This is a genomic window from Pseudomonas sp. GW821-FHT10B02 (genome assembly GCF_059415665.1).
The window spans coordinates 410576-431402 of sequence record NZ_JBWKNR010000001.1 but is presented as its reverse complement, the minus strand read 5'-3'; the positions used below and the strand labels follow the sequence as shown (position 1 = coordinate 431402).

Below are 20827 nucleotides of genomic sequence, written 5' to 3'. Positions count from 1 at the left end.
GCCGGCGGCCTTGTCGCTCACGACAAGGCCGCCAGTTTCAACGCCGCTGGGCGTTGGCCAGCGATACCTGGGTGTTCAACGTCCAGAAGTCATACAAGACCCCCACCAGGAACAAACCACCCGTGCACAGGTAGATGATCCCGGTGATCCATTTGCCCTGGTACATGCGGTGTACGCCGAAAATGCCGAGGAAGGTCAGCAGGATCCAGCTCAGGCTGTAGTCCAGAGGGCCGGCGTGAAAGCGCAGATCAGCCTCGCGATCCATGGCCGGAATCAGGAACAGGTCGATCAGCCAGCCGATACCCAGCAGGCCCAGGGTAAAAAACCAGATCGTGCCGGTAACCGGCTTGCCGTAATAGAAGCGGTGCGCCCCGGTGAAGCCGAAAATCCACAACAGGTAACCGATCACCTTGCTGTGCGTGTCGTGTAGCTGTCCATCCTGTTGATAACTGTTCATTCATAGCCTCTGAGGGTTATCGGTAAATTTTCTAAGAAAAAATGTGACTTTTTTGTGTTAGGGCGACGTACGGAGGGAACCAATCGACCAGTGGATCAAAAAGTGATCAAAAAGCTGTTATAAAGTTGCGCGCTAACCAACAAGAGCCCTGCCCATGCGTCATCTTTTCAAGACATGGCTGACCCTTTGCCTATTATTGCCACTGGCCGCCCACGCCACCAACCGTGAGCAACGTTTACCCAACGGCTTCTCCACCCAGTCCACTTATTCTGCGGCTGCGCGTTCGAACAAGAACGTCAGCAACAAGGCCCAGTTGCGCACCCGCTCCAGCAAGCCAAGCCTGCCGGTCGCGTCGATGTCGCCGCAGCAAAGCAGCGACGTGCTCAGCCGTGCCGTCAATGTGCTGGGCACCCCGTACCGCTGGGGCGGCAGCAGCCCGAGCAAGGGCTTCGACTGCAGCGGCCTGGTCAAGTACGCCTTCAACGACATCGAAGAAATCGACCTGCCTCGCACCTCCAATGCCATGGCCCAGGGTCACGGCGTGAAAGTCGATCGCAATGACCTCAAGCCCGGCGACCTGATCTTCTTCAACATCAAGAGCCGGCGGGTCAACCATGTTGCCATTTACCTGGGCAACGACCGCTTCATCCACGCCCCGCGTACCGGCAAGCGCGTCAGCATCGACACGCTGAACAAGCCCTACTGGCGCAGCCGCTATGTGGTTGCCAAGCGCGTCCTGCCGAAAAGCCAGCAATTGGCCCTGGCCAAGCGTTAACGCCATTCATGCGTCCGCACGCGGACGCTTTCAAGGTTGATCACGCCACGCGTCACCAGGCCCTGCAGGCAACTGTCCAGGGTCTGCATACCTGACGCCCCGCCCGTTTGAATCGTCGAATACAGCTGCGCCACCTTGCCCTCGCGCACCAGGTTGCGCACCGCTGGCGTGGCCAGCAGGATCTCGTGCGCCGCCACGCGCCCACCGTCGACTTTCTCCACCAGCACCTGTGACACCACCGCCTGCAGGACTTCGGCAAGCATGGCACGAACCAGCTGTTTTTCCTCGGCGGTAAAGACATCCACCAGCCGGTCGATGGTTTTTGCCGCTGACCCGGCGTGTACCGTTGCCAGCACCAGATGCCCGGTTTCCGCTGCGGTCAGCGCCAGCCGGATCGTCTGCGCGTCGCGCAGCTCGCCGAGCATGATCACATCCGGATCCTGACGCAGCCCGGCGCGCAAGGCCTGGGCAAAGCCATGGCTATGCCGGCCGATTTCACGCTGGCTGATCAGGCTGCGTTGTGGCGTATGGATAAACTCGATGGGGTCTTCAAGGGTGAGGATATGCAGTTGCCGCTCCCGGTTCAGGTGATCAAGCAAAGCGGCCAAGGTGGTGGACTTGCCGGAACCGGTAGGGCCGGTGACCAGCACCAGCCCCGCAGGCAGCTCGGCAATCTGCCGGAACACGCTGCCCAGGCCCAGCTCGGCAAGGCTGCACACCCGGCTCGGAATCACCCGCAGTACTGCCGCCGGTCCTCGACACTGGGTAAACGCATTGACCCGAAACCGCGCCAGCTCAGGCAAGGCGACGGAGAAATCGGTTTCCAGAAGCGTTTCGAAATCCTTTTTCTGCGCCTCCGTCATCAGTTGCCCCAGCAACTCAAGCACCTGTTCAGCGCTCAGGATCGGCTGATCCAGACGGCAAAGCCGTCCATCCAGGCGTATGGCTGGCGCCTCTGCCGCCGCCAGGTGCAGATCCGAGGCCCCGGCCCTTGTTGCCAGGGCCAGCAGTTCAGTCACATCCATGAGACTCCCCAAAGGCTGCCAAGCAGGTAGAATGCCGCAGACCCAAAGAGCCGCCGGCATCGATCAATGTCCACCATAGCAGACAACCTTTCCACGCTCGCCGCCCGCATCAGCGCTGCCGCCGAGGCCGCTGGACGCGCGCCGTCCGACATCCGCCTGCTGGCGGTGAGCAAGACCAAACCCGCCGCCGCCGTGCGTGAAGCCTTTGCCGCCGGGGTTCGCGATGTCGGTGAAAACTACCTGCAGGAAGCCTTGAACAAACAGGGCGAATTGACCGACCTGCCCTTGACCTGGCACTTCATCGGCCCCATTCAGTCGAACAAGACTCGCGCGATTGCCGAGCATTTTGACTGGGTACATTCCGTGGACCGCCTGAAAATCGCCCAACGCCTGTCTGAGCAACGCCCCGAGGGCCTTGAGCCGCTGAACATCTGCCTGCAGGTGAATGTCAGTGGCGAGGCCAGCAAATCCGGCTGCACGCCTGAAGAATTACCGGCGCTGGCCAGCGCCATCGCTGCACTGCCGCGACTGCGGCTGCGCGGACTGATGGCGATTCCCGAGCCGACCGACGATCGCGCCGCTCAGGAAGCCGCTTTTGCCCGGGTTCGCCAACTGCAAGACAGTCTGGGCCTGAGCCTGGACACCCTTTCCATGGGCATGAGCCACGACCTGGAAGCGGCCATTGCCCAGGGCGCGACCTGGGTGCGTATCGGCACCGCGCTGTTCGGCGCCCGCGACTATGGCCAGCCCTAGACCTATGCCTTCTTCAACTTTTTCCTAAAGGACCTGACATGAGCAAGACTCGTATTGCCTTTATCGGCGCCGGCAACATGGCCGCCAGCCTGATCGGCGGCCTGCGCGCCCAGGGCCTGGATGCCTCGCAGATCCGCGCCAGTGATCCGGGTGCCGAGCAGCGGGCCAAAGTCCACGCCGAGCACGGCATTGAACTGTTCGCCGACAACGCCGACGCCGTCGAGGGCGCCGACGTTGTCGTCCTGGCGGTCAAGCCCCAGGCCATGAAAGCCGTTTGCCAAGCGCTCAAACCCAGCCTCAAGCCCGAGCAGCTGGTGGTTTCGATTGCCGCCGGGATCACGTGCGCCAGCATGAACAACTGGCTCGGTGCACAACCGATCGTACGCTGCATGCCCAACACCCCGGCGCTGCTGCGCCAGGGCGTGAGCGGCCTATACGCTACTGCCGAAGTCTCCGCAGCGCAGCGCCAGCAGGCTGAGCAACTGCTGTCGGCGGTGGGCATTGCCCTGTGGCTGGACAGCGAACAACAGCTCGACGCAGTCACCGCCGTCTCCGGCAGCGGCCCGGCGTACTTCTTCCTGCTGATCGAAGCCATGACCGCCGCTGGCGAAAAACTTGGCCTGCCACGCGAAACCGCCGCCAAACTGACCCTGCAAACCGCCCTGGGCGCTGCGCACATGGCCGTCAGCAGCGATGTCGACGCCGCCGAACTGCGCCGCCGCGTTACCTCCCCTGCCGGCACCACTGAAGCGGCGATCAAGTCGTTCCAGGCCGATGGATTCGAAGCGCTGGTGGAAAAAGCGCTGAGCGCCGCCGCGCATCGCTCGGCCGAAATGGCCGAACAACTGGGCAACTAAGGAGCCGAACATGATCGGATTGAACACCGCTGCCATCTATATCCTGCAAACCCTGGGCAGCCTTTACCTGCTGATCATCATGCTGCGCTTCATCCTGCAGCTGGTTCGCGCCGACTTCTACAACCCACTCAGCCAGTTCGCCGTGCGCGCCACCCAGCCGCTGCTCAAGCCAATGCGCCGGGTCATCCCGAGCCTGTTCGGCCTGGATATGTCGTCGCTGCTGCTGGCGATCATCGTCCAGCTGCTGATCATGGGCCTGACCCTGCTGCTGGCCTACGGCACCACCGGTAATCCGCTGCAGTTGCTGGTCTGGTCGATGATTGGCGTGACCGCGCTGTTCCTGAAGATATTCTTCTTCGCCCTGATCATCAGCGTGATCCTCTCCTGGGTCGCTCCGGGCAGCCACAACCCTGGCGCCGAGCTGATCAACCAGATCTGCGACCCGTTCCTGGCGCCGTTCCGTCGCCTGCTGCCGAACCTGGGCGGCCTGGATATCTCGCCGATCCTGGCATTCATGGCCTTGAAGCTGATCGACATGCTGGTGATCAACAACCTGGCGGCCATGACCGGGATGCCGGAGATGCTGCGCCTGCTGGTCTGATCCGAAACCTCGCTGAACCCATCGCCGGCAAGGCCGGCTCCCACAGGCTAAGCACTGTAGGAGCCGGCCTTGCCGGCGATGCTGTTAAAGGGCTTGGTACATTGCTTGCTGCATATCCCGGTGGTCTTTAGACTTACGCCTCATTTAAGCGTGAGCAGGGTCGATGTCCACTGTCTTTCCCGAAGATTCGGTCGGTCTGGTAACACCGCAACTGGCACAGTTCAGCGAGCCTCTGGCGCTGGCCTGCGGTCGCTCGCTGGCCACCTATGAACTGATCTACGAAACCTACGGCACCCTCAACAGTGCGGCCAGCAACGCTGTGCTGATCTGCCATGCGTTGTCCGGCCATCACCATGCTGCGGGCTATCACAGCCCCGACGACCGCAAGCCGGGCTGGTGGGACAGCTGCATCGGCCCAGGCAAGCCGATCGACACCAATCGCTTCTTCGTGGTCAGCCTGAACAACCTCGGCGGCTGCAACGGCAGCACCGGCCCCAGCAGTATCAATCCGCTGACCGGCAAGCCTTATGGCGCCGACTTCCCGGTGCTCACCGTGCAAGACTGGGTACACAGCCAGGCCCGCCTGGCCGACCGCCTCGGCATCCAGCAGTGGGCCGCCGTCGTCGGTGGCAGCCTCGGCGGCATGCAGGCGCTGCAGTGGACCATCACTTACCCTGATCGCGTGCGTCACTGCCTGGACATTGCCTCGGCCCCCAAGCTCTCGGCACAGAACATCGCTTTCAACGAAGTAGCCCGCCAAGCGATCCTCACCGACCCCGAGTTCCACGGCGGCTCGTTCCAGGACCAGGGCGTGATCCCCAAGCGTGGCCTGATGCTGGCGCGCATGGTCGGGCACATCACCTACCTGTCCGATGACTCCATGGGCGAGAAATTCGGCCGCGAGCTGAAAAGCGACAAGCTCAACTACGACTTCCACAGCGTCGAGTTCCAGGTCGAAAGCTACCTGCGCTATCAGGGCGAGGAGTTCTCCGGGCGCTTCGATGCCAACACCTACCTGCTGATGACCAAGGCCCTGGACTACTTCGACCCGGCCGCGGCCCACGGCGGCGACCTGGCGGCGACCCTGGCCAATGTCACCGCGGACTACTGCGTGATGTCCTTCACCACCGACTGGCGCTTCTCGCCAGCGCGCTCGCGGGAGATCGTCGACGCCCTGATCGCCGCGCGCAAGAACGTCTGCTACCTGGATATCGACTCGCCCTATGGCCACGATGCCTTCCTGATCCCGACCCCGCGTTACATCACGGGATTCACGAACTACATGAACCGCATCGTCTGCTGAGGAAGCTATGAGAGCCGACCTGGAAATCATCCAAGACTGGATCCCCGCCGGCAGCCGGGTACTCGACCTCGGTTGCGGTACCGGTGAACTGCTGGCGTCGCTGCGCGACCACAAGCAGGTCGCCGGCTACGGCCTGGAAATCGACCCCGACAACATCGCCCAGTGCGTGGCCAAGGGCGTCAACGTCATTGAGCAGGACCTCGACAAAGGCCTGGGCAATTTCGCCAGCAACAGCTTCGACGTGGTGGTCATGACCCAGGCCCTGCAGGCCGTGGAGTACCCGGACCGGATCCTTGACGAAATGCTGCGTGTAGGCCGCCAGTGCATCATCACCTTCCCCAACTTCGGCCACTGGCGTTGCCGCTGGTACCTGGCGACCAAAGGTCGCATGCCGGTCTCGGACTTCATGCCGTATACCTGGTACAACACGCCGAACATCCACTTCTGCACCTTTGAAGACTTCGAGGCGCTGTGCAGCGAACGTCGCGCCCAGGTCCTCGACCGTCTGGCGGTCGACCATTTGCACCGCCACGGGTGGGCGAGCAAGCTATGGCCTAATCTTCTAGGGGAGATCGGCATTTACCGTGTCAGCAGCCCCGGCCTTGCCGAACACAAGGTCGCGGTATAACCCGCACACTGGAGGAGAACGATCATGGGTCGCTTGTTGAGCTTTTTACTGACTGCCTGCCTGAGCGTAACCGCAGTCGCCGCCGATGCCATCAAAGGCGAGCGCCAGGAAGTGTTCGGTGATACCACCGTACACTACAGCACCTTCATCTCGACCTTCCTGCAACCGGATATTGCCAAGGCCGCAGAGCTGGTTCGCAGCAAGAACCAGGGCGTGATCAACGTGTCGGTGATCAAGGCCGGGCAGCCGGTGGTCACCCAGGTCAGCGGCACCGTCAAAGACCTTACCAGCGCCTCGGTCCCGTTGAAGTTCAAGCAGATCACCGAGCAAGGCGCGATCTATTACATTGCCCAGTTCCCTGTGGAACAACAGGAAACCCGGACCTTCACCATCGACGTTGGCATTGGTGGCAAGACCGAAACCATCAGTTTCAACCAAGAGCTTTTCCCAGGCGAATGATGACTTTTCAGCAAATCGTATTGGCCAGCCACAACGCCGGCAAACTCAAAGAACTGCAAGCCATGCTCGGTGATACCGTGCAGTTGCGCTCGATTGGCGAATTCAGCAGCGTCGAGCCGGAAGAAACCGGCCTGTCGTTCGTCGAGAACGCCATCCTCAAGGCGCGCAACGCCGCACGCATTTCCGGCATGCCGGCGCTGGCCGACGACTCGGGGCTGGCCGTGGACTTCCTCGGTGGTGCACCCGGCATCTACTCGGCGCGCTATGCCGACGGCAAGGGCGACGCGGCCAACAACGCCAAGTTGCTCGATGTACTCAAGGACGTCCCGCAGGAACAACGTGGAGCCCAGTTCGTCTGCGTCCTGGCGCTGGTCCGGCACGCCGACGATCCGCTGCCGATCCTCTGCGAAGGCCTCTGGCATGGCCGCATTCTGAGCGAAGCCAGCGGCGAGCATGGCTTTGGCTACGACCCGCTGTTCTGGGTGCCGGAGCGTAACTGCTCGAGCGCCGAGCTGAGCCCCGCCGACAAGAACCAGATCAGCCACCGTGCCCGTGCCATGAGCCTGTTGCGTCAACGTCTGGGCCTGGCATGACCGATCATTCGCCGGCACAGCCACTGCACCTGGGCGAGGCTGGCTTTACTTCCCAAGCACCGCGGGCGGCCCTGCCACAGCTGCCGCCCCTGGCGCTGTACATCCATATTCCCTGGTGCGTGCGTAAATGCCCGTACTGCGACTTCAACTCCCACGCGGCTACGCCTGAGCTGCCGGAAGAGGCGTACGTCGATGCCCTGCTGGCCGACCTCGACCAGGAACTGGGCGCTGTCTATGGCCGGCCGATCAGCTCGATCTTCTTTGGCGGCGGCACCCCCAGCCTGTTCAGCGCCCGCGCTTTGGGCCGGCTGCTGCAGGGTGTGGAGCAACGCATTCCGTTTGCCAGCGATATCGAAATCACCCTGGAAGCCAATCCCGGGACGTTCGAGCAGGAGAAGTTCAAGGCTTACCGGCAACTGGGCATCAATCGCCTGTCGATCGGCATCCAGAGCTTCCAGCAGGCCAAGCTTGAGGCCCTGGGGCGCATTCACAACGGCGACGAAGCGATTCGCGCCGCCGACATGGCGCGCAATGCCGGGTTCGACAACTTCAACCTCGACCTGATGCACGGCCTGCCCGACCAGTCGCTGGACGACGCCCTGGCTGACCTGCGCCAGGCCATCGCGCTGAACCCTACGCACCTGTCCTGGTACCAGCTGACCCTGGAACCGAACACAGTGTTCTGGAACCAGCCACCGCTGCTGCCCGAAGACGACATCCTCTGGGACATCCAGGAGGCCGGCCAGGCGCTGCTGGCCAGCCACGGCTACACCCAGTATGAAGTCTCGGCCTACGCCCAGCCGGGTCGCGCGGCGCGTCACAACCTCAATTACTGGAGCTTTGGCGACTTCATCGGCATCGGTGCCGGGGCCCACGGCAAGCTCAGCCACCCTGACGGGCGCATCCTGCGCACCTGGAAGACCCGTCTGCCCAAGGACTACCTGAACCCGGCGAAAGCCTTCAAGGCCGGCGAAAAGCTGTTGCCGGTGGACGAACTGCCGTTCGAGTTCCTGATGAACGCCCTGCGCCTGACCCAGGGCGTCGACGCCGAGCTGTTCAGCCAGTGCACCGGACTGCCGCTGGAACAACTGACTGCAGCCCGCCGCGAGGCCGAACAAAAGGGCCTTTTGCAGGTCGAATCGACGCGACTGGTCGCTACCCCGCGAGGCCAGTTGTTCCTCAACGACCTGCTGCAGTATTTCTTGACCTAAGGATTACGAATGGACTTGGTACTCGACCTGCTCTCGACTGTTTCCCGCTGGAGTCGCAGTAATTTGTCGGAGATCTCACTGGCGCTTGTGGGCTGTTTGCTGGTGCTGTTCGGCACCGACATCAAAGGCTGGGTGGAACAACGCCTCGGCGGCCTGGCAGGCGCCTTGCGCGTACCGTTCATGGCCTTGCTGGTGATGATCGGCAGCGGTGCGGCGCTGATCTATGCCACGCCGTGGGTGGTGAAGGGCCTGGCGCAGTTCAACAACTATGCGTTGGCGCCGGTGTTGCTGATTGTGCTGGTGTTGATTGGCGTAGTCGCGGACCGCCGCTAAAAGCATCGCCGGCAACGCCGGCTCCCACCGGTTAATCACAAACCCTGTGGGAGCCGGCCTTGCCGGCGATCGAGCGCAACGCGCTCGCAGCTTTACGCCAGTTTTTCGAACTTCAGATCCCACACCCCATGCCCAAGTCGCTCGCCACGGCGTTCGAACTTGGTGATCGGGCGTTCGGCCGGACGCTCTACGCACTTGCCGTCGGCTGCCAGGTTGCGGTAACCCGGGGCGACATTCATCACTTCCAGCATGTATTCGGCATAGGGCTCCCAGTCGGTAGCCATATGGAATACACCGCCGACCTTGAGCTTGCTGCGCACCAGCTCAGCGAACTCGGGCTGAACGATACGACGCTTGTGGTGACGGCTCTTGTGCCACGGATCGGGGAAGAACAGCATCAGGCGATCGAGGCTGTTGTCAGCCACGCACTTGTTCAGCACTTCGATCGCGTCGCAGTCGTACACCCGCAGGTTCTTCAGGCCCTGGGTCAGCACGCCGTTGAGCAGCGCACCAACACCCGGACGGTGCACTTCGACACCGATGAAGTCCTGATCCGGCGCGGCAGCGGCCATTTCCAGCAGGGAATGGCCCATGCCGAAACCGATCTCCAGGGTGCGCGGCGCCGAACGGCCGAACACCTGGTCATAATCCACCGGGCTATCGGCCAGTGGCAGGATGAACAGCGGCCCACCCTGCTCCAGACCACGTTGCTGGCCTTCGGTCATGCGCCCGGCACGCATCACGAAACTCTTGATGCGGCGGTGTTGGCGCTCTTCGCCTTCGGCGGAGATCGGCGTTTCTTGCGATTCAGTCATCAGGGGCTCTTACTTGATCAGACCATCCAGCGGCGACGAGGCGCTGGCATAGAGTTTTTTCGGCATACGCCCGGCGAGGTACGCCAGACGACCGGCGACAATGGCGTGTTTCATGGCTTCGGCCATCATGATCGGCTGCTGGGCATTGGCGATTGCCGAGTTCATCAGCACCGCCTCACAGCCCATTTCCATGGCGATGGTGGCGTCGGACGCGGTACCGACACCGGCGTCGACCAGCACAGGCACTTTCGATTCTTCGAGGATGATCTGCAGGTTGTACGGGTTGCAGATGCCCAGGCCGGTGCCGATCAGGCCTGCCAGCGGCATCACCGCGATGCAGCCGGCTTCGGCCAGCTGGCGGGCGATGATCGGGTCGTCGCTGGTGTAGACCATCACGTCGAAACCGTCCTTGACCAGCACTTCGGCGGCCTTGAGGGTTTCGATCACGTTGGGGAACAGGGTTTTCTGGTCGGCCAGGACTTCCAGCTTGACCAGGTTGTGGCCATCGAGGAGTTCACGGGCCAAGCGGCAGGTACGCACGGCTTCGACCGCGTCGTAGCAGCCTGCGGTGTTCGGCAGGATGGTGTAGCGATCCGGCGGCAGCACATCGAGCAGGTTCGGTTCGCCCGGGTTCTGGCCGATGTTGGTACGGCGCACGGCTACGGTGACGATCTCGGCACCCGAGGCTTCGATGGCCAGGCGGGTTTCTTCAAGGTCACGGTATTTACCGGTGCCGACCAGCAGGCGCGACTGGAAGGTACGGCCGGCCAGGGTAAAGGGCTTGTCGCTGCGAAGGTTGCTCATCGGAAATCCTCTGAATGGTTGAGGGACTTGCAAGGTGTTCCTGGGGCCCTAGCCGCCGCCGATGGCATGCACGACTTCGACCTGATCGCCTTCACACAGCGCTGTGGCTGCGTGCTGGCTACGTGGCACGATATCCAGGTTGAGCTCTACCGCGACACGGCGCCCGACAAGGTCCAGGCGGGTCAGCAGGGCCTCGACGCTTTCGCCATCGGGCAACTCGAAGGGTTCACCGTTCAATTGAATGCGCATGCGCACGGCCACCATTATTTTTAGGGGCCCGCATTCTAGCCCTGATCAGGTGCTGCGACCAAGGCCAAGCATCGCCATTCGTCTCGATTCGGACCGCCGAGTCAACCCAGGCGCCAGGCGGCGAGCCCCAGACACAGCCAGCCGCCAAGGAAGGCCAGGCCACCGATTGGGGTGATCATGCCCAGTTTGCCGATGCCGCTGAGGGTCAACAGGTACAGGCTGCCGGAGAACAGCACGATGCCCAGGGCGAACAAGCCACCGGCCCAACCGACCAGGCGACCGGGCAATTGCGTTGCCAGCACGGCAACGCCGAGCAAGGCCAGGGCATGCACCAGCTGGTAGGTGACCCCGGTGTGGAAGATCGCCAGGTACTCGCTGCTGAGACGTCCCTTCAAGCCATGCGCGGCGAAGGCGCCAAGGGCAACGCCGGTGAACCCGAAAAAGGCAGCGAGCAAGAGAAAACTACGCAACATGAGGCGACTCCTAGTCATCACAGGGTCTGTATAATGGCCCGCTCATTCGGTTCGGCCAAGCCATCTCTATGTTGTCGTCCATTATCCGCCGTCTTGTCCGCGCCCTGCTCTGGTTCGCCGCTGGCAGCGCTTTGCTGGTGCTGGTGTTGCGCTGGGTACCGCCGCCGGGTACGGCGCTGATGGTCGAGCGCAAGGTCGAGTCCTGGTTCAACGGCCAGCCGATTGACCTGCAGCGTGACTGGGAGCCCTGGGAGCGCATTTCCGATGAGCTCAAGGTGGCGGTGATCGCCGGTGAAGACCAGAAATTCGCCAATCACTGGGGCTTCGACTTCATCGCCATCCAGGCCGCCCTGGCCCATAACGAACGCGGTGGCAGCATTCGCGGTGCCAGCACCCTGAGCCAGCAGGTGGCCAAGAACCAGTTTCTCTGGTCGGGGCGCAGCTGGCTGCGCAAAGGCCTGGAGGCCTGGTTCACCGCCCTGATCGAGCTGCTGTGGTCCAAAGAGCGGATACTTGAGGTCTACCTCAACAGTGCCGAATGGGGCGAAGGCGTGTTCGGTGCGCAAGCCGCCGCGCAACATCATTTCGGTGTCGATGCCAGTCGCCTGAGCCGTCAGCAGGCCAGCCTGTTGGCCGCCGTGCTGCCCAGCCCGCTGAACTGGAGCGCCAGCCGCCCCAGCAGTTACGTCGCACGGCGTGCCGGCTGGATCCGCCAGCAGATGCGCCAGTTGGGTGGCAGTGGCTACCTGGCGCAGCTGGACAGCCCGCGCAAGGCGCCCTGGAACCAATAAAAAACCCGGCAAAGCGCATACTTTGCCGGGTTTTTATTGTTTGCCGATTACGCGGTAAACGCCTTAGAACGCGCCCATGTAGTCACGTTTGCCCACTTCCACACCGTTGTGACGCAGGATTGCGTAAGTGGTGGTGACGTGAAAGAAGAACTGCGGCAGGCCGTAAGTCAGCAGATAGGCCTGGCCACTGAAGCGCTTCTCTTTCGGCGTGCCCGGACGGGTCACGATCTCGATGCCTTCCTTGCCATCGATCTGCGCCGGCGCAACGCCGTCGAGGAAAGCCAGAACCTTGCTGATCAGCGCTTGCAGTTCAGCGAAGGTGGTTTCGTTGTCATCGTATTTCGGCAGTTCGACCTCAGCCAGGCGTGCCGATACACCCTTGGCGAAATCAACAGCGATCTGTACCTGGCGAACCAGTGGGAACATATCCGGGTACAGGCGAGCCTGCAGGAGGACGCTCGGATCAATGTTTTTCGCCGTGGCGTGAGCTTCGGCCTTGTTCAGAACATCACTCAAGGCGTTGAGCATTTGCTTGAAAACAGGAACAGAAGCGGCATACAAGGAAATGGTCATAGCAATCTCGACATGGGTGGCGGAAAAAGTGACGGGGCCAGCGTGGCGCGATTATAGACTTGCGCTGCTGCCTGAAAGACCTGGCACCATAAAAAAGCCCCGACATGTCGGGGCTTTTTGTTTATTGCCTTAGCGCGGCTCAGATTGCGATCAAGGCTTTCACCTTGTTCATCGCATTCTTCTCCAACTGACGAATCCGCTCGGCGGATACGCTGTATTTCTCGGCCAGGTCGTGAAGCGTGGCCTTTTCCTCGGCCAGCCAGCGCTGATAGAGGATGTCGCGGCTACGGTCGTCCAGACCCTGCAAGGCTTCGTGCAGGTTGCTGGTGGAGTTGTCGCTCCAGTCGGCATCTTCAAGCTGAAGCGCCGGGTCGTAGCGATGGTCTTCCAGGTAGTTGGCCGGCGACTGGAAGGCACTGTCGTCGTCAGCTTCGGAGGCTGGATCGAAGGCCATGTCCTGACCGGTCAGGCGGCTCTCCATCTCGCGCACTTCACGTGGCTCGACACCCAGGCTTTCGGCTACACGATGCACTTCATCGTTGTTCAGCCAGGCCAGACGCTTCTTCTGGCTGCGCAAGTTGAAGAACAGCTTGCGCTGGGCCTTGGTGGTCGCGACTTTGACGATGCGCCAGTTACGCAGGATGAACTCGTGAATCTCGGCCTTGATCCAGTGCACGGCAAAGGACACCAGGCGCACACCCATTTCCGGGTTGAAACGCTTGACCGCTTTCATCAGGCCAACATTGCCTTCCTGAATCAGGTCAGCCTGGGCCAGCCCGTAGCCGGAATAGCTGCGAGCGATATGTACGACAAACCGCAGGTGGGCGAGCACCATTTGCCGAGCCGCCTCAAGATTCTGCTCATAGTAGAGACTCTCGGCCAGTTCACGCTCCTGCTCCGGCGTCAGCAATGGAATGCTGTTGACCGTGTGCACATAGGCTTCCAGATTTGCGCCGGGAACCAGGGCATAGGCAGGTTGCAACGAAGTGGTCATACGAAAAAACCTCCGACTCACTAAACTCGTGCCCGCAGGCACTGCCAACATTGACCGGGAACCGCGAAACAAGTTCCCTAAAAATAAAAAGAGTCAATAGCAGCAAAAAGACACTATCGCGGTGCAAGCTCGCTCAGGTGGCGGGCGACCGCAATCCAAGCACCGATATACCCTAACAGTACCGCACCAAGCAAGAGCGACAGACCATCGGCAGACGGAACCCCGGCCAGGGCGAAATCACTGCCATATAGCCCGGAAAGCCCGATTACCGCGTCATTCAGCCAGTTCAGGCCGAATGCCAGCACGCCCCAGGCCAACACCCCGGCACCCAGGCCGTACAAGGCGCCCATGTACAGGAAAGGCCGGCGTACATAGCTGTCGGTGCCGCCTACCAGCTTGATCACTTCGATTTCGGTACGGCGGTTCTCGATGTGCAGGCGAATTGTGTTACCAATTACCAAAAGCAGCGCCGAAACCAGCAAAACCGTCAGACCGAAGACAAAACGGTCACCCAGCTTGAGGATCGCGGCCAGGCGCTCGACCCAGACCAGGTCCAGCTGCGCCGCATCCACCTTGGGCAGTTCAGCAAGGCGCTGGCGCAAGGCTTCGAGGGCTGGTTTGTCGACTTCCGCCGGGGTCACCACGACCACGCCGGGTAGCGGGTTTTCCGGCAGTTCGCGCAGCGCATCACCGAGCCCGGACTGCTGCTGGAACTCTTCCAGCGCCTTCTCGCGGCTGACGTACTCCGCCTCGGCCACACCCGGCAAGCCCTTGATCTGCTCACGCAGGGCTTCGCCGTCACGGCTGCTGGCGTCGAGCTTGAGGTACAGGGAAATCTGCGCCGCGCGCTGCCACGAACCACCCAGACGCTCGACGTTGCTGAGCAGCAACGACAGGCCCATGGGCAGGCTCAGGGCCACGGCCATCACCAGACAGGTGAAAAAGCTGCCGATCGGCTGCTTGGCCAGGCGCCGCAAGCTGTCGAGCAGGCTGGAGCGGTGGCTTTCCAGCCAGGCATGCAACAGGGTGCGGAAATCCGGACCATCGTCGTCATGGCTGTTGCGTTTGTTCTTTTCCGGTGCCGGATCGGCGGCTTTCGGCGCGACCCGTTCGGAAACCTTTGGACTGCGTGTCGCACTCATTGCCCGGCCTCCCCGTCGCCGATCAAGCGGCCGCGCTGCAGGGTCAGCATGCGATGGCGCATACGCGCGATCAGTGCCAGGTCGTGACTGGCGATCAGCACACTGGTGCCCAGGCGGTTGATATCTTCGAATACACCCATGATCTCCGCAGCCAGGCGCGGGTCGAGGTTACCGGTGGGCTCATCCGCCAGCAGCAAGGCCGGACGGTGCACGATGGCGCGGGCAATACCGACCCGTTGTTGCTGGCCGGTGGACAGGTCGCCGGGAAACAGCTCGGCCTTGTCCGACAGGGCTACACGCTCGAGTGCCGAGTCGACGCGCTTGGCCACCTCGGCCTTGGACAGGCCAAGGATCTGCAGCGGCAAGGCAACGTTGTTGAAGACGGTACGGTCGAACAGCAGTTGATGATTCTGGAACACCACGCCGATCTGTCGGCGCAGGAACGGAATCTGCGCATTGCTGATCTGCCCCAGGTCCTGCCCGGCCAGCAGCAGCTTGCCGCTGGTCGGTCGTTCCATGGCCAGCAGCAGGCGCAGCAAGGTGCTTTTGCCGGCGCCGGAATGGCCGGTGACGAACAGGAATTCGCCCCGACGCACCCGAAAACTCAACTCATGCAGGCCTACGTGGCCATTGGGGTAGCGCTTGGCGACCTGTTCGAATCGAATCATGGATGCTCCCGCTCGGCAAACAGTGCTGTCACGAAGGGTTCGGCTTCGAAAGTGCGCAGATCGTCGATGCCTTCGCCTACGCCAATATAGCGGATCGGCAGGCCGAACTGCTTGGCCAGGGCGAAGATCACCCCACCCTTGGCGGTGCCGTCGAGCTTGGTCAGGGCCAGGCCAGTGAGTTCAACGCTCTGGTTGAAGTGCTTGGCCTGGTTGATCGCGTTCTGTCCGGTGCCGGCATCCAGCACCAGCAGGACCTCATGCGGCGCGTCGGCATCGAGCTTGCCGATCACCCGACGGACCTTTTTCAACTCTTCCATCAGGTTGTCTTTGGTGTGCAGGCGACCGGCGGTATCGGCGATCAGCACATCGACGCCGCGCGCCTTGGCGGCCTGGACGGCGTCGAAAATCACCGAAGCGGAGTCGGCGCCGGTGTGCTGGGCAATGACCGGAATCTGGTTGCGCTCGCCCCAGACCTGCAACTGCTCGACGGCTGCGGCACGGAAAGTGTCGCCGGCAGCCAGCATGACTTTCTTGCCTTCCAGCTGCAGTTTTTTCGCCAGTTTGCCGATGGTCGTGGTTTTACCGGCGCCGTTGACGCCAACCACCAGGATCACGAAAGGCTTGGTTTGAGACTGGATGCGCAGTGGCTGTTCGACCGGTTTGAGCAGGTCGGCCAGCTCGCCTTGCAGGGATTTGTACAGGGCATCGCTGTCAGCCAGCTGCTTGCGCGCGACCTTCTGGGTCAGGCTCTGGATGATCACCGAGGTGGCTTCAACGCCAACGTCGGCGGTCAGCAGGCGGGTCTCGATCTCGTCGAGCAAGTCGTCGTCGATGGCTTTCTTGCCCAGGAACAGGCTGGCCATGCCCTCGCCGATGCTGGCGCTGGTCTTCGACAAGCCCTGCTTGAGGCGGGCAAAGAAGCCAGCCTTGTTCTCTTCGCTACGGGCCGGAGCAGGCGCCTCGACAGGCGTGGGTTCGACAACAGGGGCTACAGGCGCAACGGTGGCCACCGGAGCCTCCGGAGCCTCCGGAGCCACTGGAGCCACTGGAGCCACTGGAGCCACTGGAGCCACTGGAGCCACTGGAGCAGGCTCGGGCTCAACGACTGGCGCTGCAACCGGTTCAGGTTGGACAACGACCGGCGCGGGCTCTACCACAGGTGCCGCGACAGGTGCCGGACGCTCCGGGATCGGTGGCGGGGCGTGCGGTTCAAGGTCTGCCACCAGGGCAACCGGCTCTTCAGGCACCGGCAGGACCAAACCGACGGACGGCGCGGGTGGCGCCTCGACTGCAACCACCGCTGGTGCGACGACAGCAGGCTCCGGCGCAACGGCAGGTGCGGGTACAGACGTGTGGGCACCGTCGATTGGCGCCGGGGCGACCGGCGCTTCGCTGGTCAGCGCTGCAGGCTGCTCAGGCTCAACCGGTGCAGGGGCTTGTGGCTGTTCGGCAACTGGTGGCTGGGGCTTTTTGCGCAGCCAGCCGAACAGGCCTTTCTTTTCACCAGCCGCGGCCGGCGTCTTTTTGTCGTCGTTGGAACCAAACATGGAAGACGGCTATCTCAGGGTAGCGATGCGCCACTGCGGCGCCTCGAAAATTCTTTTAACGCAGAACAGACTACTTTTATTCCGGCTCGTTCATGCGCAGCATTTTGTCATCAAGCCTGCGGGTCAGATCCGCAACAGGCATGGTCGTCAGGCAACCGGATCAGTATCCTAGCACCTCCTAGCCCGCTGACGCTAAGACCACGCGGGCAGTCCTACAGGTTAAACAACGTATGAATGCTCTAGCCCGCCGCGCCGCTGGCCTGTTGCTCAGCACAGTTTGTCTGCCGTTCGCCGCCTTTGCCGCCGATCCGCAGCCCACCCACGAGTTCATTCTCGACAACGGCCTGAAAGTGGTCGTGCGCGAAGACCACCGCGCGCCAGTGGTGGTCTCGCAGATCTGGTACAAGGTCGGCTCCACGTATGAGTCCCCGGGCCAGACCGGTCTGTCCCACGCGCTGGAACACATGATGTTCAAGGGCAGCGAGAAACTCGGCCCCGGCGAAGCTTCGCGCATCCTGCGCGACCTGGGGGCCGAAGAGAACGCCTTCACCAGCGACGACTACACCGCTTACTACCAGGTTCTGGCCCGCGACCGCCTGCCGGTGGCCCTGGAGCTGGAGGCCGACCGCATGAACAGCCTGCGCCTGCCAGCCGACGAGTTCAGCCGCGAAATCGAGGTAATCAAGGAAGAGCGCCGCCTGCGCACCGACGATCAACCCAATGCCAAGGCCTTCGAGCTGTTCAGCGCCATGGCCTTTCCGGCCAGCAGCTACCGTACCCCGACCATCGGCTGGATGGCTGACCTCGATCGCATGAAGGTCGAGGAACTACGCCACTGGTACGAATCCTGGTACACGCCGAACAACGCCACCCTGGTGGTGGTCGGTGACGTGACGGTCGACGAGGTCAAAGGCCTGGCCCAGCGTTTCTTCGGCGCCATCCCCAAACGCGCGATTCCACCGGCCAAGCTGCCACTGGAGCTGGCCGAGCCCGGCCTGCGCGAAACCACCCTGCATGTACGCACCCAGCTGCCAAGCCTGATCTACGGCTTCAACGTACCGGGCCTGGCCACCGCCAAGGACCCGCGTACCGTACACGCCCTGCGCCTGATCTCGGCACTGCTCGATGGCGGCTACAGCGCCCGCCTGCCGAGCCGGCTTGAGCGCGGCCAGGAGCTGGTCTCCGGCGCCTCGTCCAACTACAACCCGTTCACCCGCGGCGACAGCATGTTCCTGATCTCGGCCACGCCGAACCAGCAGAAGAACAAAACCCTGGCCGATGTTGAAAGCGGTATCTGGAAGCTGCTCGACGAACTCAAGACCACTCCGCCTTCGGCTGAAGAGCTTGAGCGCGTGCGCGCCCAGGTCATCGCCGGGCTGGTCTACGATCGCGACTCGATCAGCAGCCAGGCCACTGCCATCGGCATGCTCGAGACCGTCGGTCTGTCGTGGAAGCTGATCGACAGCGAGCTCGACGAACTGAAAAGCGTGACCCCGGCCGACATCCAGAACGCTGCGCGCACCTATTTCACCCGCGAACGCCTGAGCGTTGCCCATGTACTGCCCGAGGAGAACGCTCATGAGTGAACGCAGCGCACCCCGCTACACCCTGATCGGTCTCGGCATCCTGTCGCTGGTTGGCGTGCTGGCGTTTGTCCTGGCCAAGCCGGCCCAATCGGACAACACCGCACAACCGGCCACTAGCACCGCAGCCAAACCGGCCAACACCCTGCAGACGCTGGCGGAGCTGGACGGCAAGGCGCCGAGCCGCCGGCAACTGAACATCCAGACCTGGAACACCACTGAAGGCGCCAAGGTGCTGTTCGTCGAAGCGCGCGAACTGCCGATGTTCGACCTGCGCCTGACCTTCGCCGCCGGTAGCAGCCAGGACGGTGACGCCCCGGGCCTGGCGACCCTGACCAACGCCATGCTCAACGAAGGCGTGGCCGGCAAGGACGTTACCGCAATTGCCGAAGGCTTCGAAGGCCTCGGTGCCGACTTTGGCAACGGTGCCTACCGCGACATGGCCGTGGCCACCCTGCGCAGCCTGAGTGCAGCGGACAAGCGTGAGCCGGCGCTGAAGCTGTTCGCCGAGGTAGTCGGCAAGCCGACCTTCCCGCAGGATGCCCTGACACGCATCAAGAACCAGATGCAGGCCGGTTTCGAGTACCAGAAGCAGAACCCGGGCAAGCTGGCCAGCATCGCGCTGTTCGAGAAGCTGTATGGCAACCACCCGTATGCCCATCCAAGTGATGGCGATGCCAAGAGCATTCCACCGATCACCCTCGAGCAATTGCGGGCCTTCCACGCCAAGGCCTATGCCGCGGGCAATACCGTCATCGCCCTGGTCGGCGACCTGAGCCGCGGCGACGCCGAAGCCATTGCTGCCCAGGTCTCGGCCGCCCTGCCCAAAGGCCCGGCGCTGGCCAAGCTGCCTCAGCCTGCCGAGCCCAAGCCTGGCACCACGCACATCGACTTCCCGTCCAAGCAGACTCACCTGATGCTGGCCCAGCTGGGCATCGACCGCAACGACCCGGACTACGCAGCACTGTCGCTGGGCAACCAGATCCTCGGTGGCGGCACCTTCGGTACCCGCCTGATGAGCGAAGTCCGCGAAAAGCGCGGCCTGACCTACGGCGTCTACTCGGTGTTCAGCCCGATGCAGGTGCGCGGGCCGTTCATGATCAACCTGCAGACCCGTGCCGAACTCAGCGAGGGCACCCTGAAACTGGTTCAGGACATCCTCGCCGACTACCTCAAGACCGGCCCGAGCCAGCAGGAACTGGATGATGCCAAGCGCGAGCTGGCCGGTAGCTTCCCACTGTCCAATGCCAGCAACGCCAGCATCGTCGGCCAGTTGGGCGCCATCGGCTTCTACGGCCTGCCGCTGACCTGGCTGGAAGATTACATGCAACAATCCCAGGCGCTGACCACCGAACAGGTCAAGACCGCCCTGAACAAGCACCTCGCCGCCGACAAGATGGTCATCGTCACTGCAGGCCCGAGCGTGCCGCAGAAACCTCTGCCGCCACCCACTGACAAACCCGCCGAGCAGCCGCTTGGTGTACCGGAGCATTAATGGCCAGTCCATCCGCCAAATCGGCCAAGCCACACAACGGCCAGGGCCAGCTGCGCATCATTGCCGGCGAATGGCGCAGCCGTCGCCTGAGCTTCCCTGACGCCCCCGGCCTGCGCCCGACGCCAGACCGGGTGCGCGAAACCCTGTTCAACTGGCTGGCGCCGCATATCGAAGGGGCCAAGGTACTCGATGCCTATACCGGAAGTGGCGCCTTGTACCTGGAAGCACTCTCGCGCGGTGCTGCTGAGGCCGTGGCGCTGGACAGCAACCCGGCGGCCATCGCCAGCCTGCGGCAGAACCTGGAAACCCTGCGCTGCCCTCGCGGCCAGGTCATCCAGAGCGATGCCCAGCGCTACCTGCAGGGTGAACCGAAGCAGACCTTCGACCTGGTGTTCCTTGATCCGCCGTTCCACCAGAACTTGCTGGCAACCACCTGCACCCTGCTTGAAGAGCGCCAGTGGCTGGCCGAAAACGCCTGGATCTACACCGAGAGCGAAACCCCGCCTTCGACCTTGCAGTTGCCCGGCAACTGGCGCCTGCACCGCGAGAAGAAGGCTGGCCAGGTGTACTACGCCCTCTGGCAGCGCAGCTGAGTTGCAACGACGACCCTGCTACGGCGGGGTCGTCACACTGTGCAATAGATATCTATCCCCTTTCGCTCGCCTTTTTGCCTGATCGTGCTTCTGGTCACCAACCAC

24 protein-coding genes and 1 pseudogene are annotated in these 20827 nt (G+C 62.5%); 14 read left to right on the top strand and 11 right to left on the bottom strand.

Annotation, left to right across the window (positions count from 1 at the left end):
• Window positions 1-37: 37 nt before the first annotated feature.
• Complete coding sequence (locus AC07OF_RS02060; protein ID WP_038615556.1) at window positions 38-457, bottom strand: NINE protein; 420 nt, start codon at window positions 455-457, stop codon at window positions 38-40.
• Between the two features lie 154 nt (window positions 458-611).
• On the opposite strand from AC07OF_RS02060, the gene AC07OF_RS02055 reads away from it, so the two are divergent.
• The gene (locus AC07OF_RS02055; RefSeq protein WP_476446156.1) at window positions 612-1232 is read left to right on the top strand and encodes a C40 family peptidase; all 621 of its coding nucleotides are present in this window, start codon (window positions 612-614) and stop codon (window positions 1230-1232) included.
• Here the strand turns inward: AC07OF_RS02055 and AC07OF_RS02050 are convergent.
• Window positions 1229-2257: a type IV pilus twitching motility protein PilT gene (locus AC07OF_RS02050; RefSeq protein ID WP_495072523.1), complete on the bottom strand. Its 1029-nt coding sequence runs from the start codon at window positions 2255-2257 to the stop codon at window positions 1229-1231. The genes AC07OF_RS02055 and AC07OF_RS02050 overlap by 4 nt on opposite strands.
• Before the next feature lie 66 nt (window positions 2258-2323).
• Here AC07OF_RS02050 and AC07OF_RS02045 point away from each other — a divergent pair, with 66 nt between their 5' ends.
• From AC07OF_RS02045 to AC07OF_RS02005, 9 genes are all read left to right on the top strand, one after another.
• Window positions 2324-3010 (top strand): YggS family pyridoxal phosphate-dependent enzyme, encoded by a 687-nt coding sequence (locus tag AC07OF_RS02045; protein WP_461529987.1) that lies wholly within the window; start codon window positions 2324-2326, stop codon window positions 3008-3010.
• A 38-nt stretch (window positions 3011-3048) separates the two neighbouring features.
• A complete protein-coding gene (proC, locus tag AC07OF_RS02040) occupies window positions 3049-3867 on the top strand; it encodes a pyrroline-5-carboxylate reductase (RefSeq protein ID WP_157194569.1) in 819 nt (272 codons plus the stop codon).
• A 10-nt stretch (window positions 3868-3877) separates the two neighbouring features.
• Window positions 3878-4468: a YggT family protein gene (locus tag AC07OF_RS02035; protein ID WP_038615565.1), complete on the top strand. Its 591-nt coding sequence runs from the start codon at window positions 3878-3880 to the stop codon at window positions 4466-4468.
• A gap of 163 nt (window positions 4469-4631) precedes the next feature.
• On the top strand, window positions 4632-5771 hold the full coding sequence (metX, locus tag AC07OF_RS02030; protein ID WP_038615567.1) for a homoserine O-succinyltransferase MetX: 1140 nt from the start codon (window positions 4632-4634) through the stop codon (window positions 5769-5771).
• A gap of 7 nt (window positions 5772-5778) precedes the next feature.
• Entirely contained in the window at window positions 5779-6399 is a 621-nt protein-coding gene (gene metW / locus AC07OF_RS02025; RefSeq protein WP_038615569.1) for a methionine biosynthesis protein MetW, read from the top strand.
• A 24-nt stretch (window positions 6400-6423) separates the two neighbouring features.
• Window positions 6424-6858, top strand: a complete 435-nt coding sequence (locus AC07OF_RS02020; RefSeq protein WP_157194571.1) for a DUF4426 domain-containing protein — start codon at window positions 6424-6426, stop codon at window positions 6856-6858.
• Window positions 6855-7451: an RdgB/HAM1 family non-canonical purine NTP pyrophosphatase gene (gene rdgB / locus AC07OF_RS02015; RefSeq protein WP_038615573.1), complete on the top strand. Its 597-nt coding sequence runs from the start codon at window positions 6855-6857 to the stop codon at window positions 7449-7451. Before AC07OF_RS02020 ends, rdgB begins: the two co-directional genes overlap by 4 nt.
• Entirely contained in the window at window positions 7448-8662 is a 1215-nt protein-coding gene (gene hemW / locus AC07OF_RS02010) for a radical SAM family heme chaperone HemW (protein ID WP_495072522.1), read from the top strand. The genes rdgB and hemW overlap by 4 nt, the downstream gene beginning before the upstream one ends.
• Window positions 8663-8671: 9 nt before the next feature.
• On the top strand, window positions 8672-8995 hold the full coding sequence (locus tag AC07OF_RS02005) for a DUF3392 domain-containing protein (protein WP_010222202.1): 324 nt from the start codon (window positions 8672-8674) through the stop codon (window positions 8993-8995).
• 92 nt (window positions 8996-9087) lie between these two features.
• Here the strand turns inward: AC07OF_RS02005 and trmB are convergent, their stop codons facing one another.
• The 4 genes from trmB to AC07OF_RS01985 all read right to left on the bottom strand — a co-directional run bounded on the left by trmB (window position 9088) and on the right by AC07OF_RS01985 (window position 11336).
• Entirely contained in the window at window positions 9088-9810 is a 723-nt protein-coding gene (gene trmB, locus AC07OF_RS02000; protein WP_038615577.1) for a tRNA (guanosine(46)-N7)-methyltransferase TrmB, read from the bottom strand.
• A gap of 9 nt (window positions 9811-9819) precedes the next feature.
• Window positions 9820-10614 carry a thiazole synthase gene (locus AC07OF_RS01995; protein ID WP_038615579.1) on the bottom strand — a complete coding sequence of 265 codons (795 nt, stop codon included), beginning with the start codon at window positions 10612-10614 and terminating at the stop codon, window positions 9820-9822.
• Window positions 10615-10662: 48 nt separating this feature from the next.
• The gene (thiS, locus tag AC07OF_RS01990; RefSeq protein ID WP_038617011.1) at window positions 10663-10863 is read right to left on the bottom strand and encodes a sulfur carrier protein ThiS; all 201 of its coding nucleotides are present in this window, start codon (window positions 10861-10863) and stop codon (window positions 10663-10665) included.
• Between the two features lie 101 nt (window positions 10864-10964).
• Entirely contained in the window at window positions 10965-11336 is a 372-nt protein-coding gene (locus AC07OF_RS01985; RefSeq protein WP_157194573.1) for a DUF423 domain-containing protein, read from the bottom strand.
• A 33-nt stretch (window positions 11337-11369) separates the two neighbouring features.
• Here AC07OF_RS01985 and mtgA point away from each other — a divergent pair.
• Window positions 11370-12127: pseudogene (mtgA, locus tag AC07OF_RS01980) on the top strand (monofunctional biosynthetic peptidoglycan transglycosylase).
• A 63-nt stretch (window positions 12128-12190) separates the two neighbouring features.
• Here the strand turns inward: mtgA and AC07OF_RS01975 are convergent.
• The 5 genes from AC07OF_RS01975 to ftsY form a co-directional block, all read right to left on the bottom strand.
• Complete coding sequence (locus AC07OF_RS01975) at window positions 12191-12700, bottom strand: DUF1993 domain-containing protein (RefSeq protein WP_157194574.1); 510 nt, start codon at window positions 12698-12700, stop codon at window positions 12191-12193.
• Between the two features lie 139 nt (window positions 12701-12839).
• A complete protein-coding gene (gene rpoH, locus AC07OF_RS01970) occupies window positions 12840-13694 on the bottom strand; it encodes an RNA polymerase sigma factor RpoH (RefSeq protein ID WP_038615587.1) in 855 nt (284 codons plus the stop codon).
• Window positions 13695-13807: 113 nt separating this feature from the next.
• A complete protein-coding gene (ftsX, locus tag AC07OF_RS01965; protein ID WP_157194575.1) occupies window positions 13808-14836 on the bottom strand; it encodes a permease-like cell division protein FtsX in 1029 nt (342 codons plus the stop codon).
• On the bottom strand, window positions 14833-15504 hold the full coding sequence (gene ftsE, locus AC07OF_RS01960) for a cell division ATP-binding protein FtsE (protein WP_038615591.1): 672 nt from the start codon (window positions 15502-15504) through the stop codon (window positions 14833-14835). Before ftsE ends, ftsX begins: the two co-directional genes overlap by 4 nt.
• Window positions 15501-17051, bottom strand: coding sequence for a signal recognition particle-docking protein FtsY (gene ftsY, locus AC07OF_RS01955; RefSeq protein WP_495072521.1), 1551 nt, complete (start codon window positions 17049-17051; stop codon window positions 15501-15503). Before ftsY ends, ftsE begins: the two co-directional genes overlap by 4 nt.
• Window positions 17052-17281: 230 nt before the next feature.
• On the opposite strand from ftsY, the gene AC07OF_RS01950 reads away from it, so the two are divergent.
• From AC07OF_RS01950 to rsmD, 3 genes are read left to right on the top strand one after another with little or no spacing between them, the layout of a single operon-like run.
• Window positions 17282-18637: a M16 family metallopeptidase gene (locus AC07OF_RS01950; RefSeq protein WP_157194577.1), complete on the top strand. Its 1356-nt coding sequence runs from the start codon at window positions 17282-17284 to the stop codon at window positions 18635-18637.
• On the top strand, window positions 18630-20129 hold the full coding sequence (locus AC07OF_RS01945) for a M16 family metallopeptidase (protein WP_157194578.1): 1500 nt from the start codon (window positions 18630-18632) through the stop codon (window positions 20127-20129). Before AC07OF_RS01950 ends, AC07OF_RS01945 begins: the two co-directional genes overlap by 8 nt.
• Window positions 20129-20722 carry a 16S rRNA (guanine(966)-N(2))-methyltransferase RsmD gene (gene rsmD, locus AC07OF_RS01940; RefSeq protein WP_157194579.1) on the top strand — a complete coding sequence of 198 codons (594 nt, stop codon included), beginning with the start codon at window positions 20129-20131 and terminating at the stop codon, window positions 20720-20722. Before AC07OF_RS01945 ends, rsmD begins: the two co-directional genes overlap by 1 nt.
• Window positions 20723-20827 lie beyond the last annotated feature (105 nt).

Bases quoted from the DNA above. Each gene is read 5' to 3' on its own strand.
- thiS (WP_038617011.1), bottom strand. From the start codon at position 10,863: ATGCGCATTCAATTGAACGGTGAACCCTTCGAGTTGCCCGATGGCGAA.
- hemW (WP_495072522.1), top strand. From the start codon at position 7,448: ATGACCGATCATTCGCCGGCACAGCCACTGCACCTGGGCGAGGCTGGC.
- ftsX (WP_157194575.1), bottom strand. From the start codon at position 14,836: ATGAGTGCGACACGCAGTCCAAAGGTTTCCGAACGGGTCGCGCCGAAA.
- AC07OF_RS02005 (WP_010222202.1), top strand. From the start codon at position 8,672: ATGGACTTGGTACTCGACCTGCTCTCGACTGTTTCCCGCTGGAGTCGC.
- ftsE (WP_038615591.1), bottom strand. From the start codon at position 15,504: ATGATTCGATTCGAACAGGTCGCCAAGCGCTACCCCAATGGCCACGTA.
- AC07OF_RS02045 (WP_461529987.1), top strand. From the start codon at position 2,324: ATGTCCACCATAGCAGACAACCTTTCCACGCTCGCCGCCCGCATCAGC.
- AC07OF_RS01985 (WP_157194573.1), bottom strand. From the start codon at position 11,336: ATGTTGCGTAGTTTTCTCTTGCTCGCTGCCTTTTTCGGGTTCACCGGC.
- trmB (WP_038615577.1), bottom strand. From the start codon at position 9,810: ATGACTGAATCGCAAGAAACGCCGATCTCCGCCGAAGGCGAAGAGCGC.
- ftsY (WP_495072521.1), bottom strand. From the start codon at position 17,051: ATGTTTGGTTCCAACGACGACAAAAAGACGCCGGCCGCGGCTGGTGAA.
- AC07OF_RS02035 (WP_038615565.1), top strand. From the start codon at position 3,878: ATGATCGGATTGAACACCGCTGCCATCTATATCCTGCAAACCCTGGGC.
- AC07OF_RS02060 (WP_038615556.1), bottom strand. From the start codon at position 457: ATGAACAGTTATCAACAGGATGGACAGCTACACGACACGCACAGCAAG.
- AC07OF_RS02050 (WP_495072523.1), bottom strand. From the start codon at position 2,257: ATGGATGTGACTGAACTGCTGGCCCTGGCAACAAGGGCCGGGGCCTCG.
- AC07OF_RS01995 (WP_038615579.1), bottom strand. From the start codon at position 10,614: ATGAGCAACCTTCGCAGCGACAAGCCCTTTACCCTGGCCGGCCGTACC.
- rpoH (WP_038615587.1), bottom strand. From the start codon at position 13,694: ATGACCACTTCGTTGCAACCTGCCTATGCCCTGGTTCCCGGCGCAAAT.
- AC07OF_RS01975 (WP_157194574.1), bottom strand. From the start codon at position 12,700: ATGACCATTTCCTTGTATGCCGCTTCTGTTCCTGTTTTCAAGCAAATG.
- rsmD (WP_157194579.1), top strand. From the start codon at position 20,129: ATGGCCAGTCCATCCGCCAAATCGGCCAAGCCACACAACGGCCAGGGC.
- proC (WP_157194569.1), top strand. From the start codon at position 3,049: ATGAGCAAGACTCGTATTGCCTTTATCGGCGCCGGCAACATGGCCGCC.
- metX (WP_038615567.1), top strand. From the start codon at position 4,632: ATGTCCACTGTCTTTCCCGAAGATTCGGTCGGTCTGGTAACACCGCAA.
- AC07OF_RS01950 (WP_157194577.1), top strand. From the start codon at position 17,282: ATGAATGCTCTAGCCCGCCGCGCCGCTGGCCTGTTGCTCAGCACAGTT.
- metW (WP_038615569.1), top strand. From the start codon at position 5,779: ATGAGAGCCGACCTGGAAATCATCCAAGACTGGATCCCCGCCGGCAGC.
- AC07OF_RS01945 (WP_157194578.1), top strand. From the start codon at position 18,630: ATGAGTGAACGCAGCGCACCCCGCTACACCCTGATCGGTCTCGGCATC.
- AC07OF_RS02055 (WP_476446156.1), top strand. From the start codon at position 612: ATGCGTCATCTTTTCAAGACATGGCTGACCCTTTGCCTATTATTGCCA.
- rdgB (WP_038615573.1), top strand. From the start codon at position 6,855: ATGATGACTTTTCAGCAAATCGTATTGGCCAGCCACAACGCCGGCAAA.
- AC07OF_RS02020 (WP_157194571.1), top strand. From the start codon at position 6,424: ATGGGTCGCTTGTTGAGCTTTTTACTGACTGCCTGCCTGAGCGTAACC.